The sequence below is a fragment of the Clostridium sp. genome (genome assembly GCF_036569345.1).
Taxonomy (GTDB): Bacteria; Bacillota; Clostridia; order Clostridiales; family Clostridiaceae; genus Clostridium_AD.
Genome location: NZ_DATCQT010000038.1, coordinates 1 through 14,406, shown reverse-complemented (window position 1 = coordinate 14,406; position 14,406 = coordinate 1). Strand labels below are relative to the sequence as shown.

10 protein-coding genes are annotated in these 14,406 nt (G+C 30.9%); 6 read left to right on the top strand and 4 right to left on the bottom strand.

Annotation, left to right across the window (positions count from 1 at the left end):
* The first annotated feature begins 191 nt into the window (after positions 1-191).
* The 5 genes from VIM70_RS03310 to VIM70_RS03290 all read left to right on the top strand — a co-directional run bounded on the left by VIM70_RS03310 (position 192) and on the right by VIM70_RS03290 (position 5,864).
* Positions 192-920 (top strand): PIG-L deacetylase family protein, encoded by a 729-nt coding sequence (locus VIM70_RS03310; RefSeq protein WP_331944098.1) that lies wholly within the window; start codon positions 192-194, stop codon positions 918-920.
* Positions 920-1,615: a 4-carboxy-4-hydroxy-2-oxoadipate aldolase/oxaloacetate decarboxylase gene (locus VIM70_RS03305; protein WP_331944096.1), complete on the top strand. Its 696-nt coding sequence runs from the start codon at positions 920-922 to the stop codon at positions 1,613-1,615. Before VIM70_RS03310 ends, VIM70_RS03305 begins: the two co-directional genes overlap by 1 nt.
* A 17-nt stretch (positions 1,616-1,632) precedes the next feature.
* Positions 1,633-2,988, top strand: a complete 1,356-nt coding sequence (locus VIM70_RS03300; RefSeq protein WP_331944094.1) for an MFS transporter — start codon at positions 1,633-1,635, stop codon at positions 2,986-2,988.
* A 390-nt stretch (positions 2,989-3,378) separates the two neighbouring features.
* Complete coding sequence (gene pckA, locus VIM70_RS03295; protein WP_331944092.1) at positions 3,379-4,968, top strand: phosphoenolpyruvate carboxykinase (ATP); 1,590 nt, start codon at positions 3,379-3,381, stop codon at positions 4,966-4,968.
* A gap of 38 nt (positions 4,969-5,006) precedes the next feature.
* Positions 5,007-5,864 (top strand): MurR/RpiR family transcriptional regulator, encoded by an 858-nt coding sequence (locus VIM70_RS03290; RefSeq protein ID WP_331944090.1) that lies wholly within the window; start codon positions 5,007-5,009, stop codon positions 5,862-5,864.
* A gap of 598 nt (positions 5,865-6,462) precedes the next feature.
* Here the strand turns inward: VIM70_RS03290 and VIM70_RS03285 are convergent.
* From VIM70_RS03285 to VIM70_RS03270, 4 genes are all read right to left on the bottom strand, one after another.
* Entirely contained in the window at positions 6,463-7,557 is a 1,095-nt protein-coding gene (locus VIM70_RS03285) for a hypothetical protein (protein WP_331944089.1), read from the bottom strand.
* A gap of 290 nt (positions 7,558-7,847) precedes the next feature.
* Positions 7,848-10,136 carry a S8 family peptidase gene (locus VIM70_RS03280; protein WP_331944088.1) on the bottom strand — a complete coding sequence of 763 codons (2,289 nt, stop codon included), beginning with the start codon at positions 10,134-10,136 and terminating at the stop codon, positions 7,848-7,850.
* Positions 10,137-10,138: 2 nt separating this feature from the next.
* Complete coding sequence (locus VIM70_RS03275; protein ID WP_331944086.1) at positions 10,139-11,233, bottom strand: AAA family ATPase; 1,095 nt, start codon at positions 11,231-11,233, stop codon at positions 10,139-10,141.
* A 738-nt stretch (positions 11,234-11,971) separates the two neighbouring features.
* The gene (locus VIM70_RS03270) at positions 11,972-12,364 is read right to left on the bottom strand and encodes a recombinase family protein (RefSeq protein ID WP_331944085.1); all 393 of its coding nucleotides are present in this window, start codon (positions 12,362-12,364) and stop codon (positions 11,972-11,974) included.
* Between the two features lie 627 nt (positions 12,365-12,991).
* Here VIM70_RS03270 and VIM70_RS03265 point away from each other — a divergent pair.
* Positions 12,992-14,287, top strand: a complete 1,296-nt coding sequence (locus VIM70_RS03265; protein ID WP_331944083.1) for an IS110 family transposase — start codon at positions 12,992-12,994, stop codon at positions 14,285-14,287.
* Positions 14,288-14,406 lie beyond the last annotated feature (119 nt).

The window sequence follows — 14,406 nt, the reverse complement described above, 5'->3', positions numbered from 1 at the left end:
AAACATTATTTATCATGGGCTTATGAATAATAATTGTATTGAAAACGATGTCACGTATTCTTTTCTTTATGAATTTTCAATTGACTACAAACAAGATTTTTAGAAGTATCTTATTTGTTCATAGTCTTATGGATAATGACTTAAATGAAAAGGTTTAAATTTTATAATAAAAAAATATAGGAGGAAAAATGATGGATAAAAATACAAATATGCTAGTATTTAGCGGACATTCTGCCGATTTTGTATGGAGATCAGGTGGTGTAATTGCAAAATACATAAAACACGGAGCAAATGTTACGGTAGTAGTTTTAAGCTACGGTGTCAGAGGGGAATCAAATGATTTATGGAAAATTGAAGGCCAGACAGCCGAAAATGTAAAGAAAATGAGAAGTGCAGAAGTAGGAAAAGCTGCTAAAATATTAGGAATTAAGAATATTGAATTCTGGGATTTTGAAGATTATCCAATGGTTTTTACTGCAGAAAAAATAGACAGAATGGTTAGAAAGATACGAGAAGTAAACCCTGACATAATACTAACCCATGCTCCAAAAGACAGTTTTAACCCAGACCATGAAAACATATCTAAATATGTTCATCAGGCAAGTGTAATGGCTACCTCAGCAGGAGTTAAAATAGAAGGTCTCAAACATACAACACAAATGAAAATATTCGGATTTGAACCACATCAGACAGAAATTAGCGAATTTATGCCAAATACAATTATTGATATAACAGAGTGTATTGAGGAGAAAAAAGCAGCTATGAATTGTTTTACAGCTCAAAAGCATCTTATCGAATATTATACAAACAGGGCAGGTATGAGAGGAAATCATGCTAGAAGAATTTCAGGAGTTCAAGATTATAAGTTTGCGGAAAGTTTTATGAGACTTTACCCATATGTTGGAGGTGAATTTGTATAATGGAAAAGTATGTTATTAAAAATATTACTCGTCCAAGTCAACAAATTTTGGAGGAATATAATCAATTGGACACATCAACGATTTATGAAGCTCAAGGAAAACAAGGACTTTTGAGTCATGACCTTAGACCAACAATTCAGGGGGCTAAGCTTTGTGGACCTGCAGTTACAGTTACCTGTCCAACTGGTGATAATTTAATGGTTCATGCTGCAATTGAAGTATGTAAACCAGGAGATATCCTTGTGATTTCTACAATTGGGGAGAGCATTGCTGGAATGGTTGGGGAGCTTATTGTCACAGCTCTGATTAAACGTGGAGTCAAAGGTCTTATTACAGAAGGTGGAATTCGTGATGTAGCGCAACTTCGAAAGCTTGGATTCCCTGTTTGGACACGTTCAATTTATTCACAAGGAAATAACAAGGTTAAAGGAGGTTGGGTAAATGCCCCTGCAGATTGTGGTGGAATGCTAATTAATCCAGGGGATCTAATTATGGCAGATGATGACGGTGTGGTTGTTGTCCATAAAACGGATTTAGAATTGACACTCGCTGCCTCAAAAGCACGTGTTTTGAAGGAAGAAGGAACTAAAGAAAAAATTAATCGTGGTGAATTAAGTCTTGATTTTTACAACTTAAGACCAACATTGGAAAAAGAGGGAGTTATCTATTACGAAAGTGAGACTTATATAAAATAAAAAGGAGGATTGTGAGTATGAATCATTCAAATGCAGGAAATCGATTAGATCGTTTACCCATTTCTCATTTTCATAAATTCATCTTGTATACTGTATCATTTGCCTATTTTTTTGAGTTTGCAGATACCAACACATTTGCTGTCGTTGCACCTCAACTTATGAAAAATTGGCATATGTCATTAAACGTGATAGCCTATATAACTTCTTTCTCATTTCTTGGAATGTTTGTTGGTGCAATCGCTGGAGGGCGTATTGCTGATAAATTAGGGAGAAGAAAAGCTTTAATTTCTACTGTATCTTTTTTCTCACTGTTTTCCTTACTCAATGCAGTGTCCTGGAATCCTGTATCTCTAGGTGTCTTCCGGTTTTTGACTGGTATGGGACTTGCTGCTATGACAATTGTAACTAACACATATATTAATGAAATGTTCCCCGGGAAGTTGCGAGGTAAATATCAATCGTTAGCAATTATGATTGGTATTATGGGAACACCTGTAACCACATGGATAGCTAGATTTATTATTCCCATCGCTCCTTGGACTTGGAGATTGGTTTTCCTTTGGGGCTCACTTGGAATGATATTCCTATTATTTATTCCAAAATTAACAGAATCTCCTCGTTGGTTTGAAAGTCGAGGTGAATTCGATAAAGCAGATGAAATATTAAGGAATATTGAAGCTGAAGTTAGTATTGAAAACGGTGTTTTGCCTGAACCGGAAAACTTTAAGGAAGAAGTAAAGGTTAAAAAATTCCCTGTTTCCGAATTATTTACGGGTAAATATTTAAGAAGAACTTTAGTCCTAACGGTGCTCTGGATTGTCCAAACAATTGGCTTTTTCGGATATTCCAGCTGGGCTCCTACTCTCTTGGCAAAACAAGGATTCAACATCGAAAAGTCTCTCACCTATGTTGCGTTAAGTGCGCTGGGAGCTCCACTTGGTTCTTATTTGGCATCAGTTATTTCTGACAAATATGAACGAAAATGGCTGCTTACAATTACAGGAGTATTAATTGCCGCGAGTGGTCTTCTCTATGGTATGACCTTTAAACCCGCATATATTGTTATTTTCGGTTTGATGGTTAATTGTTTTGAAAGAACATATACCTCCCTAGCATATTCTTACTCACCAGAATTATTTCCAACGGAAGCACGAGCAACAGGTACGAGTGTCCCCTATGGAATTGGGCGATTATCCAATCTCATAGGACCACTCATTGTTAGTTTTCTTTTTACGAGTCATGGATATCGAAGTGTATTTATATTTATTGCAGGAACATGGTTAGTTGGGGCGATTATCGTCGGGATATTCGGACCAACAACTAAAAAACATATGATAAAAAATCATCGTGAGACTCAAGCGAATATCACTTAGACTAACACCTTAGAACATATAAATACAAAACCAATTAGCCTGAAAATTAATTTGTTTTTCAGGCTAATTCTAATTTAAATGATATTATCATGAAACTCAAAAATAAAACAGTCGTACATTCACACAATATGAGTGCTTTGTAAGTGTATATTAATGAAAATTAAATTCCTTTTTATTAGGAAGGTATATAAATAAATTATACTCTAATTAACTACTTTTGTATAATTTTTTATATCTGAAACTGATTTAAGAGATTAAATTATATTAATAAATGCTCTTATACATATATTAATGTAAGTTAAAATAAAGGATGTTTTTAAATATAAAATGTTAATTTCATATTAGCTTGTTTCATATTACATATTAACTGATAAGGAGGAAAATTAATAAATGGATATTAATTTAGATTATCTAAATATAACAGATTATAATAATTTATATAGAAACATTAGCATACCCCACCTTATAGAATTTGCTATAAAAAAAAAGGAGGGTGTTTTATCAAATAATGGTGCTTTAGTAGTAAATACAGATAAATACACAGGTAGATCTCCAAATGATAGATTTATTGTAAAAGATGATATTACAAATGACACATTAAATTGGGGAGAGGGAAATCTACCATTAGACGAACATGAATTTGATAAAATTTATAATGATGTGTTAGCTTACTTAAAGGAAAAGGATTTATTCATATTTGATGGGTTTATAGGAGCTTTAAAGGAATATACTCTTCCGATAAGGATTATATGTGAATGTGCATATCAAGCTCTATTTTCCAACCAAATGTTCATTAGACCTAATGATGATCAACTTTTACAACACATACCAGAATTCAATATAATATCGGTTCCAGGTTTTAAGGCTAGAGGGAAAGAAGATGGAATAAATTCTGAAGCTTTTGTGCTAATAAATTTTTCTAAAAAGATAATTCTTATTGGTGGAACAGCATACTCCGGTGAGATAAAAAAATCTATTTTTTCTGTAATGAATTTCTTGCTTCCTCAAAAGGGTGTACTACCAATGCACTGCTCAGCAAATACAGGTACTGATGGGAATACAACAATTTTCTTTGGATTGTCAGGTACAGGAAAAACAACATTATCCACTGATATTGAAAGAAAGCTTATAGGAGATGATGAACATGGATGGTGTAACAAGGGGGTATTTAATTTTGAGGGAGGCTGCTACGCAAAAACAATAGGACTTGATAAAGAAAAGGAACAAGAAATATATGATGCCATAAAATTTGGAACTCTACTTGAAAATGTAGTAATAAATGAAGATGGATTTCCAGATTATAATGATAATACATTTACGGAAAATGCAAGGGCAGCTTACCCAATAGAATATATAGATAATATTCAAACTAGTGGTATAGGAAGTAATCCCAGTAAAATTATATTTTTAACTGCTGATGCTTTTGGAGTAATGCCACCTATATGTAAACTAACTAAAGAGGCAGCTATGTATCACTTTATGTCCGGTTATACAAGTAAAGTTGCTGGAACAGAAATAGGCATAACGGCACCAAAAGCAACATTTTCAGCTTGTTTCGGAGAACCATTTATGCTTTTAAATCCAACGGTTTATGCTAAAATACTTGGAGAGAAAATAGATAAATCTAATGCTGAGGTATATCTTATAAATACAGGATGGATAGGTGGAGTTTATGGGAAAGGAAAAAGAATTAACTTATCATATACAAGGGCTATGGTTAAGGCCATTATATTAGATAAGTTTAAAAGTGTAGAATTCTATGAACATCCAATATTTAAAGTCCTAGTACCTTCGGAATGTCCTGAGGTTGATAATGATATACTCGATCCTAGGAGTACATGGGTTAGCAAAGACGCATATAATAAAAAGGCATATGAGTTGGTAGAAAAGTTTAATCAAAACTTTAAAAGGTTTAAAGATGTGCCCCTCAATATAATCAAAGCAGGTCCAGAGAACCACCAAGAGTTGATGCGAGGATAACTAAACATTCGGTATTTGTATAGAAAGGATTGAGTTAATTGGAAAATACCAAACAAGATTTGATGAAATCTATTCAAATTAAGTTTACACATTTAAGTAAAGGCCAAAAACTGATAGCGGAATATATTCTATTACACTATGATAAAGCAGCGTTTATGACAGCCGCTAAATTAGGTACTAGTATAGGAGTAAGTGAATCAACTGTTGTAAGATTTGCAAGCGAGTTAGGATTTAATGGTTATCCGAAACTACAAAAATCTCTTCAACAATTAATTAGAAATAAATTAACTACTGTTCAAAGAATTGAATTATCTAATGACTACATGACCCAAGAAACTGCTCTAAAGTGTGTATTAAAAGCTGATATGGAAAATATTAAAGCTACTTTAGAAAATATTAATTATCAAACTTTTGAAGATATAGTTGATTCACTATTTAAAGCTAGAAAAATATATATAATTGGACTTAGAGACTCATCTGCATTATCTGAATTCTTAGCTTTTTATTTAAATCTTATTTTAGATAATGTTAAGGTAGTTGCCTATGGCGTTAGTGATATATTCGAGCAAATGCTTAATGTTGATGAACAAGATATAGTAATTGGGATAGGATTTCCTAGGTATACTAAAATAACAATTGAAGCTCTATCCTTTGCTAAAATCAAAAATGCCAATATTGTAGTAATTACAGATAGTTTATTATCCCCCTTAGCGGCGCAGGCTAACTATACATTAATAGCACAAAGTAATATGACTTCCTTTGTTGATTCATTAGTAGCCCCACTTAGTGTAATAAATGCATTAATCATAGCTGTTGGATTAAGAGAAAAAGGAATTTCAAAAATATTTTCTACTTTGGAGAACATATGGGAAGAAGATACAACGTTTATTATTTGACCATCTATTCAATAAAAAAACATACAGGATAAAAAGCAAGGATAATAAATGTCTTTGCTTTTTTTCATACAAACCGATTTATCAAAGGTGCTTTAACTAACATGAAAACACTCTATTTTTATGATCTTAGTCCCAAAATAGTCCTTTAAGGTATACTCAATATTAGCAAAAAAATAACAAGTACCCAAAGCATTAAGGTACTTGCATTTGTTATGGTGCGTCGGACAGGAGTTGAACCTGCGACAAGCTGGTTCGTAAGTGCTATGTTTAATTGGTTTTAAAAAGGCTCCAATCCGTTACATACAGTCATTTTACTTTTTAACCAAGTTTAAGTAATGCCTATTTAATTCAAACTATAAGGGGCAAAATAAAACATTGTCTTATTCAGTCCAGTACTTATTATTACTGTATTCATAGAGTTTTAAAAATATAAAAATAGTTTACATTTATGTATGAAATTAATTAATTGACCAAATGCATCTAGTTAGTATGCTTTATATATCCCATATTTATGTTTACTTACCAAAATATTTAGAGTAAATTAAATTTATAATATGATACCCTAAATATCTATTAAATTATTCTATATAAGTTATAGTTATTGTATGTTAGCCTTCATTTTCAGTATATTTAACTGGCACTTAAACAGGTTATTTCTAAATTTATCCATTTCTACTTTATTATATTCATTGTTATTTAAATAAGTTTGTAATTCCTTCAGCAACTCGAATGCTTTTACAAGATTATTTTTATCTTCTTCTAAGAGATTTTCTTCCTTAAATCCGTTATACCAATGAGGCTCATTCAAAATTCTTATTAATGGTAGCTTATCATCATTATCCTTATATAATTCAATTTCATTTCTTATAACTCCTAAAAATTTTTCATATTCTTGTTTGTTATTTTGAAACTCAAGTAATTCAGTTCTTTTCTTCTCATTGTTTTTGTAGAATTGTGATATGATTGTACTAGAAATTATACCTGTAATAATACCAATAATTATATTTCCCCTTTGCATCATAATAAACGTAACAAAATTTGTATTATGCATAGTTAGTAAAGACCCAAAAATAAAAAATACAATAGCAATAATGCAATATAAAAATATATTGAAACTATTTATCTTAACTAGTTGTGCTTTTACAAAAATCACGATCTTTTGTTTCTTTTTTTTATTTTTATATCCATTTATTGATTCCATTTTTATTCTCTCCCACTCATCTTTTAACATCTTTTGCGATGAATCAATTAAATCTTCTAATTTCATCTCAAGTTCGTTATATCTTACAATTCTTTCTTCATCTAATAAGTCAGTTTTCCCATACATACTCATTTCTCTACTCTTCTTTAATAATCTGTATAAATCATCTACTAAAACTATCAACTGCTTATCATCAATTGGGTTTAAATATAGCTTGATTTTTATTCTAAGCATATTAACTTCGTTTACCTTATCTATTGAATCAGTAGCATTTATTGAGAAATATTGAATACTTGAATAAAACTCTGCTAAATAATCTTTGAGCTTAGTAATCCAACGCGTTCTTTCTGATGTAACTGTATTTATAAATAAAGTTTTTTTATTATTATAAAAAGAAAATATTAGGCTAACTATACTTACTGCAAAAGTAATAAATAATCCTATTGCATATAAAAAACTCCAAAAATCAAATCCTTTGTTAAAATTAAACATATAATCTTACCTTTCTAGTTAGAATATTTTTTATATTTTTTTTACACAGTGCACCGCGGCTAATTTTACCACAATATTAATGTCGCTGCTTTCCATGATCGCCGGACAGTATCCTGACCTTCACCCAATGATTCATAAAGTGAGTATTTAAGCGATTTAAAATAGTTCTTAAACTGGCTTAAATACTTGCTTTATTTTTTTAACTATACTTGTCTCTCACTGTTTATTTTAAACTATGAGAGGCAAAAAAGAGTCAAAATAAAATATGATTATACACAAATATATGGTATTTAATTATTATAAATTAATTCGTTAATATTTGTTATATTAGCCTGTCCTAACTTTGAATATTCTAATATCGTCTTCTGATATGCATCTTCAGTACATCCAATATACTCAATCGTCACAACCGCCGAATATCTAACCCAATCCTCTTTTACGTTTTCTTTATCTCTAGACAATGCATGTAGTATAATAAATGGATCATCAACGCCACTATACATAATGACACCACTAGTTCGTTTAACCACCGTGTCCCATTTAAAATCTGCTCTTCTTTCTTGTTCTGTGCGATACTTACCTTTTGCATTAGACCTACTTATCGGCATAGATGGCTTCTTCCATCCAAGTTGAATATACTCGTTCATTTCTACCAAATCATTAATATCATGAAAAGTTTTTGTTGTTTCCATTATAGGATGGCTTAACTTAAATTTATGGATATTAGGATAAAAAGTATCCTCCAAACACATATTTGTATAATCATCACTATCCAAAGGATCTATGTTTGTCGCAATGCATATTGTCCAACTAATTTTAACTTTGCCGTGAAAACTTAAATCTTTAATAAAAGGAATATTTAGTATAGCTCTTTTGGCTTTTAATAACTTACTTTCATAAATCACTGTAACCTTATTCTTTTGGCATTCTAATATATCCAAATAATCATTTTTTACAATTCCATTTCCTAAAAATTTATCCGGTATACCTGATGGATGTTCACTCGTTTGTATCAAGATAGTTTTAGCAGTCAAAGGTGATTTAATTGAACTATATCCTAGAATTTCAGTTAATTTTCTGGCAACAATTGGAGCTGAAAAGCTTGTACCATAGCTGTAAAGCTTTTGATTTTCAACACTTGAAATAAAGTGCATCCTATTCTCATCATCCCCCCCATATTCTACTATGTCAGGCTTTATCTTAGATCCTTCTCTTCCATCGCCATAGCAACTATATGGTGCCCTTATTATTGTTTTGTTGTCAATACAATAGCTACCAACTGATATATTGTTTACTGAATCTGCAGGCGATTGTATTCTTCCCAAGCAGTGATCTAGATCTCCATCATTCCCAACTGCTACAACAAATATTCTTTTACCATCTTTAGATAAATTATCTATCGAGTATGTAAATCTGGATATTATATCGTCATCAATAGCACCGCATGGACCAAATGATATATTAAAGACCTTTATATCAGGCCTATTAGAAACTACATCTTCAATATGGTCGACAACTTCATACAAATCAACATATCCATCAGGATCATATAAAGGAAATACTCTAAAACTATCAACCTTAATTGAGGGCACGGGTAATTTATCAATAGTTATATTTTTCAAATCTCCAAAAAGAGCCACCCCTACAACAGCATTACCATGATTTACAAATTCATCAGCTTTTGGTACACTCGTCAAATTATACTCAGTAACATATCTGTTTAAATGTTTATGATTTGTGGTTACACCTCCATCAAATATACCTAAAATAGCATCTGAAACAAATTCATTATCCGAAACAGGTTGAACTATACCTTCCCCTTGTGAAATAGTCTCTGTATCTATATTTCTTAGAATTAGTGGGTGTACAGCTCTCAAAGGATTAAATGGACTTATTTTTTTAATAGTATCAGTATCTGCTACCATAGAAATAAATATAGGCCCGTCATCGTATTTTTTTAATCTAATTGAGTCTACGTTGCCACCATTATCTATAACGATTTTTTTAAATTGAGCTATCATTTTATCTTCTTCATTAAAAAACGGATGAAGAATAACTTCTATCCTTCCTTTTTCCCACTTCTCATCAAATGAATTTAGAATTGTTAAATGTTCGTCTATATACAATTTTTCAATACTTCTTATATTATCTTTAGCTAATTCTCCTAAACAATCACTTTGAATAGTGTTACTCAAATTATCTAGTTCATTTTTGTTAATTAGTATAAATATACTTTTACCAATCTTTGTTTCTGTTACTTCTTTCTTATTAATCACTTCAGTACTCCATTTTTTTGTTCCAACTTGTCTAATGTTTGATTCTTTAATAAAATTTCTAGGATGTGAACTTTTTGAAGAACCATCAATTCTCATTCTTAAACTGAGCACTACATCATTCATTATATAAGTCTCGGGAATAGTATTTATTTTATTTTTTATACACTTTATCTCTTGTAATAATCTATTTTTAGCCACACTATACACTGGTCTTTTATCTGTAATTGGAGGTCCTTTTAATTTTTCTGGAACCTCATTATATTCCTCACCTTTAGTTAAAATAGGCCTCAGTACCTTTTTCATATCTATCCCTCCATTTTCTTCAAGTAATATTGAACTGTGGATTTACTTTTGCCTATAATATCAGCAATCTTTGATATAGATAAATTGCATTCATTTTTTAATTCTATACATATTTTCTTATTAAGTTTTATGTCATCATTTCCCTTTTGATTAATGACACTTTTTAAAAGCGCTTTTACTATATCTTCATCCTTTAATATACTGCTCTTTCTGGCTCTTTCTACAATCTTACACATATCGTCAGCTGACATACTATCTGTAATCTGCACTATAGTGTTAATAGTATTTTCGTCGATATTATTCGCATTTATAAGTTTTTCATTTAGTAACTGTAACCTTTGTTCCTTAGATGGAAGGTTAATTTTCAAACTCATATCAAATCTTCTCCATATAGCTTTATCAAGTAATTCCGGAAAATTTGTTGCTGCAATTATCACTGATTGATGTGGCCATTCCTCAAGCTCTTTAAGTAATACATTTACAATCCTTTTTAATTCCCCTAATTCTGTATTATCATCCCTTGTTTTCGCAATAGAGTCGAATTCATCTAATAGCAATAACGTAGGTTCTTCTTTTGCATAATCTAAAATACTCTTAAGGTTCTTACCTGTCCTTCCTAAATAACTAGAAATTGATGCAGATAGATTTAATGTTGCAAACTTTAAATTCAGCTCGCCTGCTAAATACTTAGCTAAATATGTCTTACCTACTCCAGGCGGACCATAAAAAAGAAGAGATGATGTTGGAAAAAGACCCTCTTTTAGCAGTTTTTCACTTTTTTCTCTTTCTTCTATAAATTCACTGATAAATAGATTTGTATTTCTATCAAATATAGGCTTATCTATTTTTAACGGTTCTTCTACTCGTAGAAGTTCAGATCTATTCTCATTATCAATAGGAGACGATGATATTCCCACACCTCTTAATGCCGAACTACCGATTGCATTATAATCTAATGCCTTTCCAATTTCAGAAGCAACTTCTGGATTTATTATTTTTATTTTCCTCATTACTGTTGTAGAAATCATTCTAATAGCTCTATCATCATGATCTAACGAAGCTCTAACTAATTTAGGTATATAGTCATATGTATCCATTTGTATTAATCACTACCCTTTCACTATATATTAATACATTGGTACTCTTACTTATTAAGCTACTTCTACACATACAACGTATTAATATTATATTCATACTCTAATATTAATATACGTTGATTCACTTGTAAAGGTACATAATATGATAATTATTACTATTTAAAATAAAATAAAAAATTAGAAATAAATACAATATCTAGCTCTCACTATTTTGCCTATAAATTTTTTTATTTCATATTAATATTACTCTCTATGTTATTTATAATAGTTTATTTTAACCCTATTACATACTTAACTATATATTCGATAATATAGTTAAATTCCCCTTTATTTCTTTTATTGTTATACTTTAACATTAATAGTTTATTATTTTTTTATGATTTTTTTGTAGAATATTATATATGAGGTCTTACTCTCAGATATAGATATAACACACCTTTACCCCTTCTCTGCGTGGGTTTTTTTTCTATTACTCATTCTATTGAATCTGATTCTATTATCACTTTTATTAAATTCCCTACTCTTTAACAATTAAATTAATAACTAATGCCCCAATTCAAAAACCACGCTGATAATATTAATATTCTATGCACTTATCAATCCATACAGCGACCTTAACTACTACTATATCTATGTCCAAGATCACCATATAAGAAAAGAGAAGGCTTTGTGCCCTCTCAATGTTTGAGTTAAATTTCAGCTAAATTTAATTAATGCTTAAATAGTAATGTTACCATCTTATAAGTTACTATTTTTATTTAGTAAACTTTGAATTTTACCAAATACTATTTTATTAATTATTATAGGTTGGCTGCCATCTTTTTTTATGTCACCATGTGTAAGAATCCCTTTGTAGAAGTCATTACTTAATATATCACTAATACTTTGTTTACTAAAGCTCTTGCCCCTATTCGTCGTATACCCATTATCACCTAAATAGTTTTTAACTTTACCTAAGCTCTGGAGTTCTAAATACTTTATATATATCAATTCAACTATTGCTGCGGTTGCAGTATCTACTACTATCTTATTATTGTTCCATCTATAACCTATTGGAGCTACGCCACAAGCCTTCTCTCCGGCCTTTGCCTTTGTCCTTCTACCTTTTGCTAATTTTAAGGCAATACTCATTCTCTCGTACTGGTCCAATTATAGTTTATTAATTATTAAACCGACCCTATATAAATACTTTTATCGTACCTTTTTATTTACCTCTTAGACTATGCTCTAACGAAACACTTAGTCTACAAATCTCATACCATAGTGTTGTCACATCATTTTACTATCAACCTCAAGACCGTACACAAAATTCACTATTCTACTATGAACAATGCTTACCATGCACTGAGATTATCCTCCTTGTATAATCTAGTTATAAGTTTGATAAGAAACCACTCATAAATATAACGAATAATTTCTTTACTTATCCTAGTTAACGTTCACTTTATTTTTATTCACTTCATACTTTTATTCATATCTTTAACTCTGGTTTTTTATCCCTTAGATTCCATTAGGAAACTTAACATTGCTATCTCACACTGCTATAATATCTCATGAATAGAGAAGATAGATGTTTACCTCCTGAGAGGTATTTTTATACCTATACTTGTGAATTAGCTTATCATTCCATCAGTGAGTATTTTGTGTTTTAGCTGGTTGGGTTTCCTGTTTTGGAATTACCCGTGTCACTAACAAGGTTGCAAACTAACTGATAGAAGTGGAATCTCTACTCAATTTGAATAAAAGGAGATATTTATTATGTCAAAATATTTAAACAAAACAGTTATTGGAATTGATGTTGCTTCGGCATTTTCTTTTGCTTCAATCCTTTGTCCCGATGGAAGTCAGTTTAGAAAACCTTTTAGAATTAATCATACTGTTGAAGGTTTTAACTATTTTTTAGAGCAAATAAAAAAAGCAGAAGAAGAGTATGCCATGAAGCCTGTATTCTTCATGGAGTCCACTGGCGTGTACCACCTTACTCTTTTCCACTTTCTTAAGGATAATAAATTTGATACATTTATTATCAATCCACTCGTTACTAATTGTAACAAAAATAAGGAAATAAGAAAAGTGAAAAATGATAAAAATGATTCTTTATCTATCGCCAGATTAGGAAAATTTGAAGATATTAAGGTCTCAAGTGATACAGATATTAGTGTTTTCTCATTAAAATTAATGATCCATGACTACTATAAGCTTATGGATGATCGAACAAGCTATAAGAAAAAACTTAGCAGTTCACTCACAATGGCTTTTAGTGGGTATCAAGATGTTTTTTCTAATACATGCAGCAATGCTTCAATAAGCATTTTGAAAGAGTATCCAACACCCCAACTAGTTATTTCAGCCCCTAAGGAAGGTATCATTAAAATTCTTCTTTGTTCAAGGAAAGGCATTAGTTGGGCTGAAAAAAAGTATGAGAAACTAATTGAATGCGCAACTGCAGCTAAATATATAAGCCTATCGGCTCCAAGACTTTCAATATCTATAACGACTTGTATATCGCTATATGAAGCGCTTAATAATGAAATAGCTAAACTTTTAAATGAAATTAAAAGTTTTGTAGACAGCGATGAGCTTCCACCCACGTTGAATAAAAATGCTGAATTATTAATGTCTATTCAAGGTCTTGGATATATCACAGCTGTAACTATACTTGCTGAAATAGGTGCTATTGATAACTTCTTAAAGCCTAAGCAGCTAGTTGCTTTCTTTGGTGTTGATCCAGCTGTAAATGAATCTGGAAACTTCAAAGGTGACCGAGTTAAAATGTCTAAACGAGGTACTCGTTTTGGAAGGCGCGCTCTCTATGCAGTTGCTTTAGCATCAATCAGAAGCAAAAGAAATGGAGAGCCTACAAACCCTGTTTTACTCAAATACTATCAAGAAAATCTTAAAGGTAAAAAAGCTAAGGTCGCTCTAGTTGCAATAATGCATAAGCTTATAAAATACATATTTGCAGTTTTGAAAAACCAAGAAGCTTACCAGTTAAGAGATCCTAAATTACACCAAAGAATGTATTTAGAAAATCATTCTAGGGAAGTAGCATAATTTAGAATAAAAGAATACCTAAATTATCCATTGTTCGTGTTTCGAAATGGTCTTTTTGTTGTGCAACAAAATCATCAACTGCTTTTTAAAATTTGTGCTTGACTTTAATTAGCTGGTCT

Coding starts and splice junctions, on each gene's coding strand:
- VIM70_RS03310 (WP_331944098.1), top strand. CDS start 192: ATGGATAAAAATACAAATATGCTAGTATTTAGCGGACATTCTGCCGAT.
- VIM70_RS03305 (WP_331944096.1), top strand. CDS start 920: ATGGAAAAGTATGTTATTAAAAATATTACTCGTCCAAGTCAACAAATT.
- VIM70_RS03300 (WP_331944094.1), top strand. CDS start 1,633: ATGAATCATTCAAATGCAGGAAATCGATTAGATCGTTTACCCATTTCT.
- pckA (WP_331944092.1), top strand. CDS start 3,379: ATGGATATTAATTTAGATTATCTAAATATAACAGATTATAATAATTTA.
- VIM70_RS03285 (WP_331944089.1), bottom strand. CDS start 7,557: ATGTTTAATTTTAACAAAGGATTTGATTTTTGGAGTTTTTTATATGCA.
- VIM70_RS03280 (WP_331944088.1), bottom strand. CDS start 10,136: ATGAAAAAGGTACTGAGGCCTATTTTAACTAAAGGTGAGGAATATAAT.
- VIM70_RS03275 (WP_331944086.1), bottom strand. CDS start 11,233: ATGGATACATATGACTATATACCTAAATTAGTTAGAGCTTCGTTAGAT.
- VIM70_RS03270 (WP_331944085.1), bottom strand. CDS start 12,364: ATGAGTATTGCCTTAAAATTAGCAAAAGGTAGAAGGACAAAGGCAAAG.
- VIM70_RS03265 (WP_331944083.1), top strand. CDS start 12,992: ATGTCAAAATATTTAAACAAAACAGTTATTGGAATTGATGTTGCTTCG.